Source organism: Actinomycetospora lutea (assembly GCF_028737205.1).
In the GTDB taxonomy this organism is placed as follows: Bacteria; Actinomycetota; Actinomycetes; order Mycobacteriales; family Pseudonocardiaceae; genus Actinomycetospora; species Actinomycetospora lutea.
In genome coordinates this window covers 157,506-175,557 of sequence record NZ_JAQZAL010000005.1, presented here as the reverse complement: position 1 = coordinate 175,557, position 18,052 = coordinate 157,506, and the positions used below count along the sequence as shown (strand labels likewise).

The window sequence follows — 18,052 nt, the reverse complement described above, 5'->3', positions numbered from 1 at the left end:
GATCCTAGGCGGGCGGCTCCTCGGGCGGCTCCGGCATCGACTCCTGCGCGGGGCCCCGGTCGGCGTCGCGCCACCGGTGCTGGGACGGGTCGAGCAGCGCGCGCATCCAGCTCTCCGGCGCCCACACGATCGACTCCAGCTCGAGCGCGTCGAGGAAGCGCACCGTCCCGGTGCGCAGGTCCTCGAGACGCAGGCGCGTGCCGTTGCCGTGGTCGTCGACCGAGACGGACACGGTGGCGAACTCGCTGGCGACGACGTCCATCAGATCAGGAACGACATCGTCGGCAGGGCGCGGTCGCTGTCGACGAGGACCACGGTCTTGGCGGCCATGCGCAGCTCGCCGTCGAGACGACGCAGGCGGTGGGTGACCCGCCCGACCCACCACGTCGCGCCGCGGTCGCGCGACTCGAGGATCTGGACGACGGAACCGACGACGGTGTCGCCCCTGTCGTCACCGCCCTCGACGCCCAGCACCTCGACGTTCGTCACCGACCGGCACAGCCGCGACGGCGGGCGCTGCGAGTGCCGCCGGCCGGTCTGCAGCTGCTTGATGCGCGTCGCGATCCGCCCGCGGTTGTCGAAGACGATCGACATGTGCGTGCGCGGGTCGGCGTCGGGGTCGACCGGCACGTGGTAGACGGCGTCGTCGGTCCAGAGCGCCTCCCACTCCTCGAGCGCGAACGCATCGGCCAGGCGCGCCTCGCGGTAGAGGAACTGCTCGGCCTCCCGGAGGTCGATCGCGAGCGCCGTGGTCATGTCATCAGCTCCAGGTAGTGCCGCCACATCGCGCGCATCGACGTCTCGTCGGTGGCGGTGCCGATCGTGTGGCCGTCGTCGTCGACGCGCTCGCGGTGGAGCCCGCGGGTCAGGTCGAGCCACTCCGGCCGGCGCTGCGCGACGCCGCGCTGGTTGCGCTCGTACATCTCCGCGTCGTCGGCCAGCAGCATCCCGGCGGGCCCGACCGAGCCGACGCACTGGGTGACGAGCCGGCGGTTGAGGTCGGGCGCGCCCGCGAACTGGATCGCGGTGACGTGCTGGACGGTGCGGTCGACCGCGAGCGGCTGGATCTGGAAGAGCTGGATCTCCGCGACGAACAGGTTCGGGAAGATCATGACGTGGGGCGAGCCGTCGATCATGATCTCGTCGGCGGTGTCGGTGCCGTAGGCGTCGCGCATGGCGGCGACGTAGTCCGGGATCTTGGCCTCGGGCGTGCCCGCCCAGCCCATCGGCACCCCGAGGCGGCGGAACTCGGGGCTCAGGTCGTTCTCGGTGTGCCCGCCGCCGAGCGCGCGCGTCACCGCCGTCGACTTGTCGCTGTAGAGCGCGCCGATGCCGCTGCCCGAGATCGAGAAGATCGAGGAGTGGACGAACTGCGGGTGGTAGCCGTCGGTCTCGTTCTCGACGAGCATCTTCCAGTTCGCGGTGACCTCGTGGCGGACCCAGCCCGCGGTCAGCTCCACCTCGCCGGAGGGGGAGAGCCGGCAGAGCCGGTCGAGGCGCTCGGCCGCCGCGCCCAGGTGCTCGCGCAGCGTCGGCCCGTCCGGCGACAGGCTCGCGAACACGAAGCCGCGGTAGGACTCGACGCGCGGGGCGGTGGCGAGGCCGGGCAGCTGCGCGCGGGCGGAGGAGCCGCCGTAGCCCTGGTTGAACGGGAAGCCGAGCAGGTCGCCCGTGTTCGCGAACGTCCACCCGTGGTACGGGCAGCGGAACGAGCCGGCGTTGCCGCGCTCGGCGTCGCAGACGAGGTTGCCGCGGTGCGAGCAGCGGTTGTGCAGCACGTGGATCGCGCCGGTCTTGTCGCGGGTCATGACGACCTGCTGCGGGCCGATCGTCTTGCGCACGTAGTCGTTGGGCTCAGGCACCTCGCTCGCGTGCCCGACGTAGACCCACGTCGTGTACCAGATGCGCTCGAGCTCGCGGGCGTAGACGTCGGGGTCGGTGTAGATCGAGCCGTGGACGCGGTCGGGGAGGACCAGCGAGCGGATGCGGGCTGCCTCGGGGTCGGTATCGACGTCGGTGGTGGTCACGGCGTGCCTCCTCTGCTCCTCGTGCTCGGACCCGGACCCGCGCCGAGGCCTAGCGTCCCCGGAAGTCGGGACGCCGGCGCTCGACGAACGCCGTGATCCCCTCCCGCGCGTCGGCCGTCGCGCCGCTCGCGGTCATGCGCCGGGACTCCTCGGCGAGCTGGTCGGACAGCGTCGCGTCCTGGCTCGCGAGCAGCAGGCGCTTCATGTGCCCGAACGCCCGCGTGGGGCCGGCGGCGAGGGTCGTCGCGAGATCCCGGGCCCGCGCGGCGAGCTCGCGGGCCGGCACCACCTCGGTGACGATCCCGGCCTCGAGCGCCTCGGGACCGGTCAGCACGCGGTTGAGCAGGAACATCTCCTGGGCGCGCCGCATCCCGACCAGGCGCGGCAGGTACCAGGTGTTCGCCCCGTCCGAGGCCAGCCCGATCGCGCCGTAGCCGACGGCGAACTTGGCGTCCTCGGCGGCGACGACGATGTCGCTGACGTGCGCCAGGCCGAGCCCGCCGCCGGCGAGCGCCCCGTGCACCGCGCACACCACCGGCGCCTCGAGCGTGGCGAGCCGGTCGAGGGTGACGTGGTAGCGGTCGATGATCCCCCGCAGGCGCGCCGGGATGTCGTCGGCATGGCGGGCGAAGTACGCGAGGTCGCCGCCGACCGAGAGGCTGCGTCCGCCGCCGCGGATCAGCACCGCGCGCACCGCCGGGTCGTGCGCGGCGCGGAAGGTGGCCTCGTCGAGGTCCTCGACCATCGTGGGGTCGATCGCGTTGCCGGCCTCGGGACGGTCGAGCTCGACGGTCGCGACACCGTCGGCGACGTCGTAGCGCACGACGCGCAGCTCCCGCTGGCCGGCGGGCGCGGACCGGGTGGCAGCCGGATCGAGGGCCTGGGCCCAGCGGGCGCTGTCGGTGTACTGGCGCAGGGAGGCGATGCGGCCGTCGTCGGCGAAGGTCAGGACGTGCGCGAACGCCGCGTCGAGCGCGCGCCCGCCGTCGCGCGCGCTGCCGGTGTAGCGCCCGAGGACGACGAGCCCGCCGTCGGCGAGGGCCAGGAACTGGGCGGGCTCGGCGCGGGCGCGGTAGTGCTGCCCGATCGCCCACCAGAAGTCGTCGATCATCGCCTCGGCGCCGTGGTGGGCGCCGCCGAGGCCGAACGGCAGCCCCTCGGTGGCCTCGCCGGTGAAGGCCGGGTCGAGCAGCGTGTCGAGGAGCGCGCGGTCGCCCGTCGCGAGCGCGTCGTAGAGCAGGCGCGCGGACTTCTCGTGGGACGTCATGCAGGCCCTCCTCATTCTTCTAATATAGATTAGAACACGCCGTGGGAGAGGAGTCACCGTGTCCGAGGACGCCCCGGTGCTGGCCCGGCTCGAGGGGGACGTCGGGCACGTCGTCCTGCACCGCCCGCGGGCCCGCAACGCGATCACCGTGGCGCTGGCCGAGGCGCTGCACGACCACCTCGTCGACCTCGCGACCCGCGCGCGGGTGATCGTCGTCCGCGGCGCCGGCGGGCACTTCTGCGCGGGTGGCGACGTGGACGAGGTGACGCGGCGGCGCGCCGCGGGCGGGGACGCGCTGCGCGGGCTGTTCGACGCCTTCCACCGTGCGTGCTCGGTGGTGGCGACACTGCCGGTGCCGGTCGTCGCGGCCGTCGAGGGGTCCGCGACCGCGGGCGGCTTCGAGTTCGTGCAGGCCGCCGACGTCGTGGTGGTGCGCGACGACGCGGTGCTCGCCGACAACCACGCGCGCCTCGGCCAGGTCCCCGCGGGCGGCGGCTCGCAGCGCCTGCCGCGCCTGCTCGGGCCGCAGCGCGCGCTGACCCACATCCTGCTCGGCGAGCGGCTCTCCGGCGACGAGGCGGTCGCGCTCGGGCTGGCCTGGCGCAGCGCGCCCGCCGAGGGGTTCGAGGCGCTGGTGGACGAGGTCGTCGAGCGCCTGCTGCGCGTCGACCCCGGGGCGGCGGCGCGCACGAAGCGGCTCGTGCACGAGGGCTTGCGCGCCCCGCTGTCCGACGGGCTGGCGCGCGAGACCGCGGTGGTGCTCGAGCACCTCGCCGACCCGGCGGTGAGCGAGCGGCTGGCCCGGTTCCGCGCCCGCGGAAACTGAGGGTGGTCCGGGTCACGGGTCGCCCATATTCTTCTCGCGACTAAAAAACGGGGGAACGGCCCGGGGAGTGGTGCGGTGATGGGTGCGAGCCTCGAGGAACGACGCGACGCGCTGCGGCGGCGCTTCCCGGAGTGGACGCCGATGGCGCTGCACGAGCGGCTCGCGCGGTGCGCCGAGGAGTTCGGCGACCGCCCGATGGTGATCACCGACGACCGGACGGTGACCTACGCCGACGTCGCCGCGTGGACCGAGCGCCTGGCCGACGGGCTCGTCGCGCTGGGCGTGCGCCCGGGCGACCGGGTCGGGCTGGTGATGGCGAACTACGTCGAGTTCGTGCCGCTGAAGTTCGCGATCTCGCGCGCCGGCGCCGTCGCGATCCCGTTCAACTTCCTCTACCGCACCGACGAGCTGCACTACGTCCTCGAGCAGTCGCAGGCCAACCTGCTGATCACGATGACCGGGTTCGCGGGCCTCGACCACCTCGGGATGCTCGACGAGATCGCGCCCGGGTGGGACCGCGGCGAGCAGGACGCGCTCCCGGACCTGCGGGGTGTCGTCACGCTCTCGACCGATGGGCGGTGGCGGGAGGGCGTCGGGTCGGTCGAGGACCTCGAACAGCTCGGCCGCGAGCACCCGGGCGGCAGCGCGGGCCGCGGTGGCGCCGCCGACGACGTCGCCGACATCCTCTACACGTCGGGCACCACCGGCTCGCCCAAGGGCGTGCTCATCACCCACGACGCGAGCCAGCGCACGGGCTACGCGTCGGCGCTGACCCGGGCGTTCGAGGACGGCCGTCGCATCCTGTTCTCGCTGCCCTGCTACCACATGTTCGGCTACGTCGAGGGCCTCATGGCGGCGATGATGGTCGGCGGCGCGATCATCCCGCAGACCGCGTTCGACCCGGGCCGCTACCTCGAGGGCATCGAGCGCCACCGCGCCACCGACATCCTCTGCGTGCCGACGATGACCGTCGCGATCCTCGAGCACCCCGACCTCGCGACGCGCGACCTCTCCAGCCTGCGCGCGATCCTCTCCGGCGCCGCGCCGGCGCCGGTGTGGCTGTGGGAGAAGGTCCGCGACACCCTCGGCGTCGACGAGATCGTCACCGGCTACGGCATGACCGAGCAGGGCGGGGCGATGACGCTCTCGCTGCCCGAGGACCCGTTCGAGCGCCTCGCGGGGACCGTGGGCCGGGTCAAGCTCGCCGGGTCCGCGGGGCTGCCGGAGACCGGGGACCTCACCGAGTACCGCACGATCGACGTGCTCACCGGCGAGCCGCTGCCGGCCGGCGGCGAGGGCGAGCTCGCCGCGCGCGGGCCGACGAACATGCTGGGCTTCTGGGGCAAGCCCGAGGAGACCGCGCGGGCCCTCGACGACGAGGGCTGGGTGCGCTCGGGCGACCTCGGCTACCTCACCGAGGACCGCTACGTCGTGCTCACCGGGCGCAGCAAGGAGCTCTACAAGTCCGGTGGCGAGCTCGTCATGCCCAAGGAGGTCGAGGAGGTCCTCTCCCGCCACCCGGGTGTCAGCCAGGCGTTCGCCGTCGGGGTCGCCGACGACCGCTGGGGCGAGATCGGCGTCGCGTGCGTGGTGCCGAAGGCCGGCGCGGCGGTCACCGCCGACGAGCTCGTCGCGCTGTGCCGCGAGCAGCTCGCGCGGTTCAAGGTGCCGCGGCGCGTGGTGTTCCTCGAGGCGGCGGACCTGCCGACGACGCCGACCGGCAAGGTGCAGAAGTTCCGCCTGGCGCGGATGGTGGCGCAGACCCAGCCGGCGCCCGCCTAGCTGCACCTAGCGCAGAGCCGCGACCGGGTACCGCGCGGCGATCTCGTCGGTGACGAGCGCGGCGGTCTCGGCGCACGCCGTGGTGCCGCCGTTGGCGTACTGCTTCACCGCGTCGCCGACGTTCCAGAGGTTCGCGATCGGTGTGGTGTGCGGCAGGTCGTGGCCGGCGACGGCGCGCTGCGGCGGCCACGCGTCGCGCCACACGGTCGTGGAGAGCACGCGCGCCCCGTCGAACCCGGGGATCTGCTCGCGGAGGTCGGCGTGGAGGAGCTCGAGCTCGGCGTCGGCGTTGAACGCGCCGGTCGCGGGCTCGGGCACCGAGGTGCCGTTGTAGAGGTGCCAGCCGTCGGGGGCCATCTCCGGGCAGGTCGCGGTGAAGTTCGCGACGTAGGCCATGCGCCGGGTGGTGGCGAAGCTGAGCAGTCCGGGTGCCTCCACCAGGGGTTCGCGGCTCGCGAAGTTGACCACCAGCATCGCGCACGGCGTCGTGTCGACGGCGGCGGTGTGGTCGGCGGGCAGGCGGTCGCGCCCGACGAGGTCGGCGGTCGCCGCGGGCCCGGCGTCGCTGATCGCGACCCGGCAGGTGACCTCGATGTCGCGCCCGGCGCGCCGCACCGTCGCGGCGCTGACCGTGCCGTCGGCACCGAGCCGCAGCGACGACACCTCGCTGTCGAGCCACACCTCGCCGCGGCCCGTGCCCTCGATCGCGTCCGCCAGCGCGCGCCAGACACCGATCGTGCCCTCGGGGCAGAAGCCGAACCTCTTGAACGCGCTGCGCCGGGTGAAGTAGGTCAGGAAGACCGCCGCCGGGAGGTCCTCGGAGCTCACCGCGAAGATCGACGCGCACATGTTGCGGAAGATCCCGTGCACCTTCTCGTTCGCGGTGTACCGGCGCACCCAGTCGGCGGTCGAGAGCTCCCCGTCGGGCAGTCCGTCGTCGGTGCGCGCCGCGCCGAGGCCGTCGAGCAGCTTCGCGCCCTGGCGCGTGAGCTTGCCCAGCAGGTAGCCCCAGCCGCCGCCGGTGACGTCGACGTCCTTGCCGCCGAGCCGGTAGAGGATCGGCGGCGTCGCCGGGCGCACGTCGAAGCGCGCGCCGACCTCGGCGAACGTCGCCTCGGTGATCCCGCCGGTCTCGATGACGATCGCACCGTTGTTGACCGTGAAGCCGTCGATCACCTCGCTCGAGGCCCGCCCGCCGAGGCGGTCGAGGCGCTCGACCACGAGCGTGCGGTAGCCGCGGTGGGCGAGCCGGGCGGCGGTGAACAGCCCGCCCGCGCCGGCGCCGATCACCAGGACGTCGACCGCGGGGTGCTCCATGGGTCCGGATCGTCGCCCACGCCGCCCAGTTTTTCTAGTCTGTATTCAAAGATGTGGGGAAGCGCGTCGGGATGAGCGGGCCGGCCGTGGCCGCGAGGCGGCGACCGAACGCCCGGACGATGCCGCCGGAACCGCCCGCCACCAGCGCCCGAGGTCGGCTCACGGGGCGAGGCAAGATCGCCCGCGGGGCGGGCCTACACGGGCAGGACGGGCGCCGTCTGCGGGCGCCGGGCGACGAAGTGCGCGCCGTCCTGGTCGTCGGGGACGTGGTTCCACCCGCTGACGAACACCCCCTGCTCGGTGAGCACACGCACGGCCACGGCCTGGGCGACGGCCGGGCGCACCCGCGGCGCCGCACCACGCGGGGCCAGGGGCATCGACCACGCGATGCGGCCGGCGCGACGGCACAGCAGCGACCACCCGTCGCGGGACGGCGGGACCTCGCAGAGGAGCTCGTAGGTGATCTCGTCCAGCGGCGCCGGCCGGGCCGGGGCGGCGAGGTCGCCGAGGTCGCGGACCCCGATGACGTCCAGATCGCGGTTCGTGATCACGATGAGTCCCTCCCCGCCGCCGTGCCGCCCCTGCGCCCACCCGGCGATACACAGCAGCCATGTATCGAATCGACCCAAACGTTATCCTCGCCACAGCGCCGTGAGCAACACGGTCTGTATCGGTCACCCCGGTGGCGCAGGGAGTCCGTGGTCACACGTCACCCTGACGGAGCAGTCATGATCGCCCCTGGTGAGAGCCGGACGGCGTGGCGGGCAGCGGTCACTGTCCGCAGCGATACGACACGTTTGTGTATCCGTCCGGCAGGGTCACCTAGGGGTCGTGTCCGCGGCCGAGCACTCTCCCGTGCCCCCACCGGCGGCGCCGCCCCGCCCGGCGGCGTCCGGTGACGGTGCGGTGCACGTGGGCGGGCGGCCCCGCAACGCCGAGATCGACCGGCTCGTCCTCGAGGTGGCCCTGCGCCACCTCCGCCACCAGGGCCTGCCGGGCCTGTCCGTGGCCGCCGTCGCGGAGGAGGCGGGTACGACGCGCGCGGCGGTCTACCGCCGCTGGTCGGGGCGGACCGAGCTCGCGCTCGCCGCGGTCGCCACCATCGAGGCCCGCGGGCCCGCGCCGGCGTCGGGCGACGCGTTCGCCGACCTCGTCGCCGAGCTCGCCCGGTTCCGGCACTTCGTCGTGGAGCACGATGTGGCCGCCCTCGTCGCCGTGGCACTGGGCGCGGGCGCCGACCCGCGCGTCCGCGAGGAGATCCGCCGGCGTCTCCTCGAGCCCTGTCGCGCCCGCCTGCGCGCCTGCCTGCGTGCCGGCGTGGAGTCCGGCGCCCTGCGCGGCCACGCCGACCACACGACGGCGGAGGACCTGCTGACCGGCTCGTGGCTGGCGCACGCCGCCCGCGGCGAACCCCTCGCCGAGGACTGGGCGGCCCGCACCGCGGCGATGGTCTGGGCGGGCTGCGGAGGCGTCCCCGGGGAGCGCCGGGGACACGCCGCCCCGATCGAGTGATCGAGTTCCGGGCGGAGCGTGCCGTTGGGAGGATGTGACCGTTTCGCCGGGTATCGCCCCCCAGAGAGTCTCCGAGCGAGCCTCCGACCGCCTCGTCGCCGGTGTCGCCGCAGTGCGCGCCGGGATCGCCGACGGGTCCCTGCACCACCACCGACCCGAGGACGTCCCCGCCGGTCACCGGTCGCATGCGGTCGACGTGGCGCGGGCCTGGGCCGCGGGGGAGGACCTCGACGCCCAGCGCCGTCGCTGCGGGGTGTGCGCGCCCGCCCTCGTCACGCCCCGCCCGCGAGAGCGCCGGTGACGAGACCGGCCCGCACGGGCGGGCCGAACCACTGCGCCAGCCGCGCGGTGAGGCCGGCCGGGTCGTCGCCGACCCAGGCGACGTAGCCGTCGGGGCGCACGAGGACCGCGGGGTGGTCGAGCCCGGCGCCGGGGTCGGCGACGTGGTCGACGCGGTCCGCCCACCCCGCCGTGCTCAGCCCGCCGGTGCGGTCGAGCAGCACACCGCGGCCGGTGCGCTGGCGCTCGTAGAGCCGCCCGTCGGAGAGCGGGACGTCGCGCAGCCGCCGCCCGACGAGCGGGTGCCCGTCGCCGAGGTCGTAGCGGATCCCGATCGCCGTGATCTTCTCGATGAGGAACCGGTTGACCTCGTCGAAGTCCATCAGCTGCGCGAACAGCCGTCGCGCCGCCTGCGGGCCCGGCTCGGTCGACATCAGCTCCATCTGCGCGCGGGTGTTGTCCAGGACGTCGGCGGCGACCGGGTGGCGCTCGGCCTCGTAGGTGTCGAGCAGGCCGTCGGGCGCCCACCCGGCGATCGCCGCGGCCAGCTTCCACCCGAGGTTCGCCGCGTCCTGGACGCCGAGGTTGAGCCCCTGCCCGCCGGTCGGGGGGTGGACGTGGGCGGCGTCGCCGGCCAGCAGCACCCGCCCGACGCGGTAGCGCTCGGCCTGCCGGGTGGCGTCGCCGAAGCGCGAGAGCCAGCGGGGGGAGTGCACGCCGAAGTCGGTGCCGGCCACCGCCCGCAGCTGCTCGCGGAAGTCCTCGAGGTTCGGCGACGCGGCGCGGCCCTCGATCACGCCCGCGGCCGGCACGACGACCCGGTACACCCCGTCGGTGCCCGAGGGCCCGAGACCGAAGCGCAGCTGCGTGCGCCGGACCTCGGCGACGACCGAGGCCACCTCGTCCGGGGACGCCGTCGCCTCCATCTCGCCCAGCAGCGTGTCGTGGCGGGACGGCTCCCCGGGGAAGCCGACCCCGAGCAGCTTGCGCACCGTGCTGCGCCCGCCGTCCGCCCCGACGAGGTACCGCGCGCGCAGCGAGGTGCCGTCGACCGCGGTGATCGTGACCCCGCCGTCGTCCTGCTCGAGCCCGGCGACCTCGACGCCGCGCCGGACCTCGGCGCCCAGCTCGACCGCCCGCGCGGCGAGGAGGCGGTCGGTCCGCGTCTGCGGGATGCCGAGCACGTACCCGTGCGCGGTGTCGAGGTCGCGCGACAACGGTTTCGCGATGCCCGCGAAGAATCCCCCGAGCGGATACCGCTTCCCCTCCGCGAGGAATCGCCCGAGCATTCCGCGCTGGTCCATCAGCTCGATGCTGCGCACGTGCAGCCCGAGCGAGCGCACGTACGGCGGCGGCTCGGTGTCCCTCTCCAGGACGACCACCCCGACACCGTGCAACCGCAGCTCGGCGGCCAGCATCGTGCCGGTCGGCCCGCCGCCGGCGATCACCACGTCGACCACGTCGGTCACGCATTCCCCCTCGCGTCCGTCTCCGAGGACCGCGATTCTGGGGACCACCCCGGGTCTTGCGGCAAGTCCCCCGCCGCGCTATAGCTTGGGGGCGGCGGGGGAATGCCTACACGTCGACCGATGCCGCTTCCGGATCGGCGGACGCACCCCGCACCGGCAGGTCCGCGAAGAACGCCGGCGGTTCGGTCCAGGGGTCCGCGGACGTGCCGGCCTCCGCGTCGCGGATCGCGCGCCACACGCGGTCGGGCGTCAGCGGCATGTCCACGTGGCGCACGCCGAGCGGGGCGAGCGCGTCCACGACGGCGTTCTGCACCGCGGGCGTCGATCCGATCGTCGCGGCCTCCCCGATGCCCTTGGCACCCAGCGGGTTGTAGGGCGTGGGGGTCTCGGTGGACGAGGCCTCGTACATCGGCACCTCGGCGGCGGTCGGCAGCAGGTAGGCCGCGAACGTGCCCGAGGTCGGGTTGCCGTCGGCGTCGTAGGAGAAGCCCTCCCACAGCGCCTGCGAGATGCCCTGCGCGAGTCCCCCGTGCTGCTGTCCGGCGACGAGCGTCGGGTTGAGCACGGTGCCGCAGTCGTCGACGGCGACGTGGCGCACGGGCGTGACGCGCCCGGTGTCGAGGTCGACCTCGACCACCGAGACGTGCGCGCCGAACGGGTAGGTCGCGCCGGGCTGCGTCTCGTCGCGAGCCTCGGACAGCGACACCCCCTGCTCGTCGGCCGCGGCCGCGATCTCGCGCCAGGTCAGCGCCCGGTCGGGGACACCGGCGACGCCGAGACCGGCGTCGGTGCCCGTGATGTCGTCGACGTCGGCCTCCAGCGCGGACGCGACGACCTCACGGGCCCGGGCGAGCACGGTGTCGGCGGCCACGAACACGCTGGAGCCGGCGAGCTGCAGCGACCGCGACCCGCCCGTGCCCCCGCCGCGCGGCACCGCTGCCGTGTCGGACTGCACGAAGCGCACCTGCTCCATCGGCACGCCCAGGCGGTCGGCGACGATCATCGCGAAGGACGTCGCGTGCCCCTGGCCGTGGCCCGAGGTGCCCACCGAGACCGTGGCGCCGCCATCGGCGTCGACGCTCACCGCGCCGTACTCCCCGCCGCCGCCCCCGGCGGTGACCTCGACGTACACCGCGAGCCCGATGCCCAGCGCGACGCGGTCGCCGCGCTCGCGGCGCTGCGCCTGCTCGCGGCGCAGGGCGTCGTACCCCGCCTCGCGCAGCGCGACGTCGAGGGCGTGGCCGTAGTCGCCGGAGTCGTAGAGCGAGCCGGTGCGCGTGGTCAGCGGGAACTCGTCGGGCTGCAGGAAGTTCTTGCGGCGCAGCTCGGCGGGGTCCTCGCCGAGCTCGCGGGCCGCCATGTCGACGAGCCGCTCGATCATCGCCGCGGCCTCGGGGCGCCCGGCCCCGCGGAACGCGCCCATCGGTGTCGTGGTGGTCAGGACGGCGGCGCCGTCGTAGGTGATCTCGGGGATGTGGTAGACGCCCTGCGCCATGTTCCGCGTCGGCCCGAGGGTGAGTGCGCCGCCGAACCCGGCGTAGGCACCCGAGTCGCCGACGACCCGGGCGCGCAGCCCGACGATCGTGCCGTCGCGGCGCAGCCCGAGCTCGCCGTACTGCACCTGGCCGCGCCCGTGGGGCATCGCGGTGAGGTTCTCCGAGCGGGTCTCGGTCCAGGTCACCGCCCGGCCGAGCTGCCGCGCCGCCTCGATGACCACGGCGTGCTCGGGCGCCAGGCCGGCCTTGCCGCCGAAGCCGCCGCCGACGTGCGGCGCGACGACGCGCACCCGCTCGGTGTCCCATCCCCACTGGGCCGCGACCTGGTTGCGCAGGCCGTGCGGCATCTGCGTGGAGACGTGCACGGTCATGTCGTACGGCTCGTCCGCGCCGTCCTCACCGGTCGAGATCCGCTGCGCTGCGTCTCCCCCCGGCGTCGCCGTCACCGCGTTGCCCTCCATGGGCGCGACGGCGAGGCGCTGGTTGACGATCCGGGCGCGCACGACGACGTCGGCGCCGTCGAGCGGACGCACGTCGTCGGGGTCGCGGAACCCGGCGGCGAGGTTCGAGCCGAGCTCCTCGAACTGCAGCGGGGCGCCCTCGGCGAGGGCGGCCTCGGGGTCCACGACCGGCTCGAGCGGGTCGTAGTCGATCTCCACGAGCTCGGCGGCGTCCACGGCCTCGGCGCGGGTCGCGGCGATCACCGCGGCCACCATGTCGCCGACGAAGCGCACCTTGCCGCGGGCGAGCAGCGGCCGCGCGCAGGCGTCGTTGAGGACCATGAACGGCCGATGGTCGGGGAGCTCCGTCATGTCGTCGCCGGTGAGGACCGCGACGACGCCCGGCGCCTCCCGGGCCTTCGCGACGTCGACCGCTCCCAGGCGGGCGTGCGCGAGCGGTGAGCGCACGAAGACGCAGTGCAGCGCCCCCGGCGGCACGATGTTGTCGACGTAGGTGGCGTGACCGCGGATCAGCTCCGGGTCCTCGACGCGTCGGACGGCCGTTCCCATGATCGAACCAGGCACGTCTCGACGCTATGCCTTCGAGTGCACTCCAACGCAAGTCCGGCGGGTACTCCCCGATCATGCCGCTGCCGCCGCCCGGACCCACCTCCCGCGTCCTCGTCACCGGGGCGTCCTCGGGGATCGGGGCCGCCGTCGCGCGGGCGCTCGCGCACCGCGGATACCCGACCACGCTCGTCGCCCGCCGGGAGGACGCGCTCGCCGACCTCGCGGCGGAGCTGGGCCCCGAGCACGAGGTGCACGCCGCGGACCTGGGCACCGACGCGGGGCTGGATGCCGCCCGGCGTCTGCTCGACGACGAGCGCGTCGTCGGCCTGGTCAACTCGGCCGGCTTCGGTGTCACGGGGCGGGTGGCCGAGCTCGCCGGCGACGCCGAGCAGCGGGCCGCCCTCGACGGCCTGGTGCGCCTCAACGTCCTGGCGCTGCACGACCTCCCCGTCGCCGCCGTGGGGGCCCTGACCCGGCGCGGACGTCCGGGCGCGCTGCTCAACGTCTCGTCGATCACCGCGTTCCAGCCGCTCCCGGGTGCTGCGTCCTACGCCGCCAGCAAGGCGTTCGTGCATTCGTTCTCCGAGGCCGTGCACGCTGAGCTCGCGGGCACCGGGGTCACCCTGACCACCGTCAGCCCGGGTCTGACCCGCACCGGGTTCGCCGACGCGGCCGGCACCGACGCCTTCGACCAGGTGCCCGACCTGCTCGTCGGGGAGGCGGGCGACGTCGCCGAGGCCGGCGTCGCGGCGATGGCGCGCGGCGACCGCGCCGTCACGCCGGGCCTGGTCAACCAGCTGACCGCCCTCGGCGGGCGGTTCGCCCCGCGCACGCTGCTGCTGCCGGCCCTCGACGCCGGGATGCGGGCCTTCGACGCCTGACGACGATGTCCGAGCGTGTGTCGAAGGGGGTCGACGCCGTTCGACGCCAGGGTGCCAGCACGGACCGCACCCCTCGGAGATCCTGATGAGCACCACGACGACGACCGGCTACGCCCCCCTCGGCGACCTGCAGATGTACTACGAGATCCACGGCGAGGGCGGCGTCCCGCTGCTGCTCCTGCACGGCGGCCTGTTCGACATCGACCTGCAGTTCGGCGCGCTGCTGCCCGACCTGGCGGCGGGCCGGACCGTGATCGCCGCCGACTTCCAGGGCCACGGCCGCACCAACGACATCGACCGGCCGCTGTCCATCCCGGAGCTCACCGGCGACGTCGTCGCGCTGCTCGCGCACCTCGGCATCGCGCAGGTGGACGTGTTCGGGTTCAGCGTCGGCGGGGCGGTGGCACTGACCCTCGCGATCCGGCACCCGGAGCTGGTCCGCCGCGCGGTCGTGTCCTCGGCGGCCTTCACCCCCGACGGGATGCGCCCGGAGAACAGCGAGGCCGTCGGTGCCATGACCGTCGACATGATCGAGGGGACGCCGATGGCGGACTCCTACCGCGCGAAGTCGCCGCACCCCGAGCGCCTGCAGGGCCTGCTCGACAAGCTCGGCACGCTCGACCCCGGCCCGGCGTGGAGCGAGGCCGACATCGCCGGCTACGCCGCGCCGACGCTCTACACGGTCGGTGACTGCGACGCGGTGCGCCTCGAGCACGCGCTGCGCTTCCTGCGCCTGCGCGGCGGCGACGTCAACGGCGACTTCGTCGGCGTCCCGGCCACCCAGCTCGCCGTCCTGCCGGGCACCACGCACTTCGGCGGCATCGCCCGCACGGCGCTCGCCGCGGACATGGTGACGACGTTCCTCGACGCGTGAGCCTCACCCCAGGAGCTCGGCGTGGAGCTCCTGGGCGGCCGGGCTGGGCAGGGCGCCGAGGTGGTCGCGCAGGGCGCAGCGCATCCGCTCGTACACCGCCAGCGCGGCCGCCCGGTCGTCCTGCGCGAGGTGGGCCCGCATGAGCAGCCGGTAGCCGGTCTCGGCCAGCGGGTCGAGCGCGATGAGGGTGCGGGCGCTGCGCTCGGCGCCGGCGCGCTCGCCGGGGCCGAGGTGCAGGCACGCCTCGGCGTAGCACTGCAGCACGCGGCGGTGCTGGTGCGCGGCCTCCTCGCGGCGCTCCTCGCTCCAGGGGTCCTCGAAGTCGCCGAGCAGGCCGCGCTGGGTCACGAACAGCGCGCTGAGCGACTCGGTCCACGCCCGCGGCCAGTCCTCGCGCGCCGCGGCCGCCTCGGCGGCGTGCAGCGCGCCCTGCGCCACGACCGCGTCGATGATCGAGCCCGGCGGCAGGACCAGCTGCAGGGTGCGCCGCCCGCGGATCTCCCCCGGCGCGAGCGCCGTGCGCACCTTCGACAGCAGCGCGGCGAACGTCCCCGCCGCGCCGTCCCCGGGGCGGGCCGGGCGCCACAGCACGTCGATCACCGTCGAGCGCTCGACCGCGCTGCGGGGCGAGAGCGCCAGCACCGCGACGAGCAGGCGGGCGCGCCGGCCGGGCAGCAGGTGCTCGACGCCCTGCCCGTCGACGGCGAGGGCGAACCGGCCGTGGAGCTGGATCCGCACGGGTGGGTCGCCGTGCGGTGCTGGGGCGGTCTCGGTCATTCCCCTCCCCGTGCCGCGCTGACCGGGAGTCTAGGCAGCGGGCGACCATCCGACGACAAGGTTGTGGCAAGCGCGGGCCGGGATCGTTCCCGGCGCCGGACGCATCCCACGGGAGGAGCAGGACCATGAACCAGGTGACGTGCGAGTGCGGCTTCGAGGTCCGGGCGGGCGCGGAGTCGCAGGTCGTCGACCAGGTGCTGACGCACGTGCGCACCGACCACCCCGACCTCGTCGGCCAGGTGACCCCGGACGTCGTGCGCGGATGGATCGAGCTCGTGCCCGACTGATCCCGCGGTCGCACGCCGCCCCTTGACGAGCCTTTCGTTGGTGTCGAATACTCAACGGCACCGTCAAATGCGTGGCTCGGGTCACGCCCCTGGCTCGATGAGGAGTGGCCATGACGTATGTGATCGGCGTCGACGTGGGGGGCACGTTCACCGACGCGGTGCTCGACGACGACTCCGGATCGGTCATCGCGGCGAAGGCGCCGTCGACGCCCCCGGACTACTCGCAGGGCGTGCTGGACGTGCTCGAGCTGCTCGCCGAGCAGCTCGGGCGCTCGGTCGAGGAGATGCTGGCCGACACCCACCACGTCGCCCACGGCACGACGTCGAGCCTCAACGCGCTGGTCATGCGCCGGGTCCCCGAGGTCGGGTTCCTCACCACCAGGGGCCACCGCGACTCGATCTTCATCATGAACGTCGAGGGCCGCTACCTGGGCCGCAGCCCGCACGAGCTGCAGCACGTCCTCGCCCAGGACAAGGACCACCAGCTGCTGCCCAAGCGGCACGCCCTCGAGGTCACCGAGCGCGTCGACCGCGACGGCAACGTCGTGGTCGCCCTCGACGAGGACGAGGTCCGCCGCCGGGTCGAGAGGCTGCGCGCCGACGGCATCCGCGCCATCGCCGTCTCCCTGCTCTGGGCCTTCCGCAACCCCGTGCACGAGCGCCGCATCCGCGAGCTGGTGGGCGAGATCGACCCGGACATCTACGTCGCGCTCTCCAGCGAGGTCAGCCCGCGCATCCGCGAGTTCGCCCGCAACTCCACGACGATCATGAGCACGCAGGTGGGCCCCGGCCTGCGGGACTACCTGACGAACCTCGAGAGCAGCCTCACCGACCGCGGTCTCGCCGGTCCGCTGCTCGTCATGCAGTCCAACGGCGGTGCCGTCGCGGCCTCGGAGGCGCCCCAGCAGGCCATCTCCACCGTCGGCTCGGTGCTCACCGGCGGCGTCGTCGGCTCGAGCCAGCTCGGCCGGCGCCTCGGGCACCGCAACATCATCTCCACCGACGTCGGCGGCACGACGTTCCTCGTCGGGCTCATCGTGGACGGCGAGCCGGAGCGCGACACCACGACCGTCATCAACCACCACCCGATCAACGTCCCGACGCTGCGCGTGCACGCCATCGGCTCGGGCGGCGGCGCGATCGCGTGGGTCGACGCCGGCGGCAACCTGCGCATCGGGCCACACTCGGCGCAGGCCGACCCCGGCCCCGCCTGCTACGACCAGGGCGGCACCGAGCCCACCAACACCGACGCCAACCTCGTCCTCGGCATCCTGCCGACGACGGGCCTGCTCGGCGGCCGCAAGGCCCTCGACCTCGGACGCGCCCGCGAGGCGATCCGCACGAGGATCGCCGAGCCGCTGGGCCTGTCCGTCGAGGACGCCGCCGCCGCCATCCACGCCGCGCAGAACGCCCAGACCGGCGACCTGCTGCGCAAGAGCGTCGTCGAGGCCGGCCACGACCCCCGCGACTTCGTCCTCTACGCCTTCGGCGGCTCCGGGCCGGCGTTCTGCGCGAAGTACGCCACCCACCTCGGGGTCGGCGAGGTCGTCGTCCCGCTCGGTCCCGTCGCCTCGGCGTTCTCCGCCTACGGGCTGGCCGCCTCGGACATCGCGCTCGCCCAGGAGCTCTCCGACCCCGCCCAGCTCCCCGTCGACGCGGTGCGCGCGGAGAAGAACTTCGCGCAGCTCGAGGACCAGGTCCGCCAGGGCCTCGACCGCCAGGGCCTCACGTTCGACCGCGTCGAGATCGTCCGCGAGGTCGACATGCGCTACGCGATGCAGCTCGCCGAGGTCACCGTGCCGGTCGGCGAGGGCCCGCTCGACGAGAACGCGATGCAGGCCGCGGCGGACCGGTTCGAGCAGAAGTACGCCGAGCTCTACGGCCAGGGCTCCGGCTTCGGCGCCGCCGGCATCCAGGCCATCACCTACCGCGTGCGCGGCCGCGGCGTCCTCCCGTTCAGTCCCGAGCTCCCGCCGCTCGCCGCGGCCGAGGGCGACCCGCCGGAGTCGGGGCGCCGGCCGGTCTACCTCGAGATCGGCCAGGGTTTCGTCGACACCCCGATCTACGACTACGCCGCGCTGCGCGCCGGCCACGTCATCACCGGGCCGGCCGTCGTCGAGGTCCCGACGACGACCGTCGTCGTCCCCGACGGCCGCACCGGCACCGTCGACGAGCTCGGCAACCTCCACATCCAGCTGAGTTCGATGGTCGAGCTCCGCTCCGCTGCGTCTCCCGAAGGAGCCTGACC

17 protein-coding genes are annotated in these 18,052 nt (G+C 74.4%); 7 read left to right on the top strand and 10 right to left on the bottom strand.

The features are described from left to right. Nucleotides 1-4: 4 nt before the first annotated feature. The 4 genes from PHK61_RS08175 to PHK61_RS08160 are packed head-to-tail and all read right to left on the bottom strand — an operon-like array spanning nt 5 to nt 3,294. Complete coding sequence (locus tag PHK61_RS08175; protein WP_274280481.1) at nt 5-262, bottom strand: hypothetical protein; 258 nt, start codon at nt 260-262, stop codon at nt 5-7. Then, the gene (locus tag PHK61_RS08170) at nt 262-756 is read right to left on the bottom strand and encodes an aromatic-ring-hydroxylating dioxygenase subunit beta (RefSeq protein ID WP_274280480.1); all 495 of its coding nucleotides are present in this window, start codon (nt 754-756) and stop codon (nt 262-264) included. Before PHK61_RS08170 ends, PHK61_RS08175 begins: the two co-directional genes overlap by 1 nt. Beyond that, nucleotides 753-2,027: an aromatic ring-hydroxylating oxygenase subunit alpha gene (locus PHK61_RS08165; RefSeq protein WP_274280479.1), complete on the bottom strand. Its 1,275-nt coding sequence runs from the start codon at nt 2,025-2,027 to the stop codon at nt 753-755. Before PHK61_RS08165 ends, PHK61_RS08170 begins: the two co-directional genes overlap by 4 nt. A 49-nt stretch (nt 2,028-2,076) precedes the next feature. Then, nucleotides 2,077-3,294 (bottom strand): enoyl-CoA hydratase-related protein, encoded by a 1,218-nt coding sequence (locus tag PHK61_RS08160; RefSeq protein ID WP_274280478.1) that lies wholly within the window; start codon nt 3,292-3,294, stop codon nt 2,077-2,079. Nucleotides 3,295-3,352: 58 nt separating this feature from the next. Here PHK61_RS08160 and PHK61_RS08155 point away from each other — a divergent pair, with 58 nt between their 5' ends. Then, nucleotides 3,353-4,120 carry an enoyl-CoA hydratase/isomerase family protein gene (locus PHK61_RS08155; RefSeq protein ID WP_274280477.1) on the top strand — a complete coding sequence of 256 codons (768 nt, stop codon included), beginning with the start codon at nt 3,353-3,355 and terminating at the stop codon, nt 4,118-4,120. 78 nt (nt 4,121-4,198) lie between these two features. Beyond that, on the top strand, nt 4,199-5,902 hold the full coding sequence (locus tag PHK61_RS08150; protein WP_274280528.1) for a class I adenylate-forming enzyme family protein: 1,704 nt from the start codon (nt 4,199-4,201) through the stop codon (nt 5,900-5,902). Nucleotides 5,903-5,908: 6 nt separating this feature from the next. On the opposite strand, the gene PHK61_RS08145 is transcribed toward PHK61_RS08150, so the two are convergent. The 3 genes from PHK61_RS08145 to PHK61_RS08135 are packed head-to-tail and all read right to left on the bottom strand — an operon-like array spanning nt 5,909 to nt 7,770. Then, nucleotides 5,909-7,219: a phytoene desaturase family protein gene (locus PHK61_RS08145; protein WP_274280476.1), complete on the bottom strand. Its 1,311-nt coding sequence runs from the start codon at nt 7,217-7,219 to the stop codon at nt 5,909-5,911. A gap of 34 nt (nt 7,220-7,253) precedes the next feature. Then, a complete protein-coding gene (locus tag PHK61_RS08140; protein WP_274280475.1) occupies nt 7,254-7,382 on the bottom strand; it encodes a hypothetical protein in 129 nt (42 codons plus the stop codon). 31 nt (nt 7,383-7,413) lie between these two features. Then, nucleotides 7,414-7,770, bottom strand: coding sequence for a hypothetical protein (locus PHK61_RS08135; protein WP_274280474.1), 357 nt, complete (start codon nt 7,768-7,770; stop codon nt 7,414-7,416). Between the two features lie 304 nt (nt 7,771-8,074). Between PHK61_RS08135 and PHK61_RS08130 the strand changes: the two genes are divergently transcribed. Beyond that, nucleotides 8,075-8,731, top strand: coding sequence for a TetR/AcrR family transcriptional regulator (locus tag PHK61_RS08130; protein ID WP_274280473.1), 657 nt, complete (start codon nt 8,075-8,077; stop codon nt 8,729-8,731). A 272-nt stretch (nt 8,732-9,003) separates the two neighbouring features. Here PHK61_RS08130 and rox read toward each other — a convergent pair whose 3' ends face one another. Together rox and PHK61_RS08120 are read right to left on the bottom strand one after the other, a co-directional pair. Further along, on the bottom strand, nt 9,004-10,470 hold the full coding sequence (gene rox / locus PHK61_RS08125) for a rifampin monooxygenase (protein ID WP_274280527.1): 1,467 nt from the start codon (nt 10,468-10,470) through the stop codon (nt 9,004-9,006). A 115-nt stretch (nt 10,471-10,585) separates the two neighbouring features. Continuing rightward, complete coding sequence (locus PHK61_RS08120) at nt 10,586-12,985, bottom strand: xanthine dehydrogenase family protein molybdopterin-binding subunit (RefSeq protein WP_274280472.1); 2,400 nt, start codon at nt 12,983-12,985, stop codon at nt 10,586-10,588. A gap of 74 nt (nt 12,986-13,059) precedes the next feature. Here PHK61_RS08120 and PHK61_RS08115 point away from each other — a divergent pair, with 74 nt between their 5' ends. Both PHK61_RS08115 and PHK61_RS08110 read left to right on the top strand, forming a co-directional pair. Continuing rightward, nucleotides 13,060-13,866 (top strand): SDR family NAD(P)-dependent oxidoreductase, encoded by an 807-nt coding sequence (locus PHK61_RS08115; protein WP_274280471.1) that lies wholly within the window; start codon nt 13,060-13,062, stop codon nt 13,864-13,866. An 85-nt stretch (nt 13,867-13,951) separates the two neighbouring features. Next, nucleotides 13,952-14,740 carry an alpha/beta fold hydrolase gene (locus PHK61_RS08110; RefSeq protein ID WP_274280470.1) on the top strand — a complete coding sequence of 263 codons (789 nt, stop codon included), beginning with the start codon at nt 13,952-13,954 and terminating at the stop codon, nt 14,738-14,740. A gap of 3 nt (nt 14,741-14,743) precedes the next feature. On the opposite strand, the gene PHK61_RS08105 is transcribed toward PHK61_RS08110, so the two are convergent. Then, nucleotides 14,744-15,517 (bottom strand): AfsR/SARP family transcriptional regulator, encoded by a 774-nt coding sequence (locus PHK61_RS08105; protein ID WP_274280469.1) that lies wholly within the window; start codon nt 15,515-15,517, stop codon nt 14,744-14,746. 125 nt (nt 15,518-15,642) lie between these two features. Here PHK61_RS08105 and PHK61_RS08100 point away from each other — a divergent pair, with 125 nt between their 5' ends. Then, the gene (locus PHK61_RS08100; protein ID WP_274280468.1) at nt 15,643-15,804 is read left to right on the top strand and encodes a DUF1059 domain-containing protein; all 162 of its coding nucleotides are present in this window, start codon (nt 15,643-15,645) and stop codon (nt 15,802-15,804) included. 110 nt (nt 15,805-15,914) lie between these two features. Continuing rightward, nucleotides 15,915-18,050, top strand: a complete 2,136-nt coding sequence (locus PHK61_RS08095; RefSeq protein WP_274280467.1) for a hydantoinase/oxoprolinase family protein — start codon at nt 15,915-15,917, stop codon at nt 18,048-18,050. Nucleotides 18,051-18,052: the final 2 nt, after the last annotated feature.

Coding starts and splice junctions, on each gene's coding strand:
- PHK61_RS08145 (WP_274280476.1), bottom strand. CDS start 7,219: ATGGAGCACCCCGCGGTCGACGTCCTGGTGATCGGCGCCGGCGCGGGC.
- PHK61_RS08170 (WP_274280480.1), bottom strand. CDS start 756: ATGACCACGGCGCTCGCGATCGACCTCCGGGAGGCCGAGCAGTTCCTC.
- PHK61_RS08110 (WP_274280470.1), top strand. CDS start 13,952: ATGAGCACCACGACGACGACCGGCTACGCCCCCCTCGGCGACCTGCAG.
- PHK61_RS08105 (WP_274280469.1), bottom strand. CDS start 15,517: ATGACCGAGACCGCCCCAGCACCGCACGGCGACCCACCCGTGCGGATC.
- PHK61_RS08150 (WP_274280528.1), top strand. CDS start 4,199: ATGGGTGCGAGCCTCGAGGAACGACGCGACGCGCTGCGGCGGCGCTTC.
- PHK61_RS08100 (WP_274280468.1), top strand. CDS start 15,643: ATGAACCAGGTGACGTGCGAGTGCGGCTTCGAGGTCCGGGCGGGCGCG.
- PHK61_RS08115 (WP_274280471.1), top strand. CDS start 13,060: ATGCCGCTGCCGCCGCCCGGACCCACCTCCCGCGTCCTCGTCACCGGG.
- PHK61_RS08095 (WP_274280467.1), top strand. CDS start 15,915: ATGACGTATGTGATCGGCGTCGACGTGGGGGGCACGTTCACCGACGCG.
- PHK61_RS08160 (WP_274280478.1), bottom strand. CDS start 3,294: ATGACGTCCCACGAGAAGTCCGCGCGCCTGCTCTACGACGCGCTCGCG.
- PHK61_RS08120 (WP_274280472.1), bottom strand. CDS start 12,985: ATGGGAACGGCCGTCCGACGCGTCGAGGACCCGGAGCTGATCCGCGGT.
- PHK61_RS08175 (WP_274280481.1), bottom strand. CDS start 262: ATGGACGTCGTCGCCAGCGAGTTCGCCACCGTGTCCGTCTCGGTCGAC.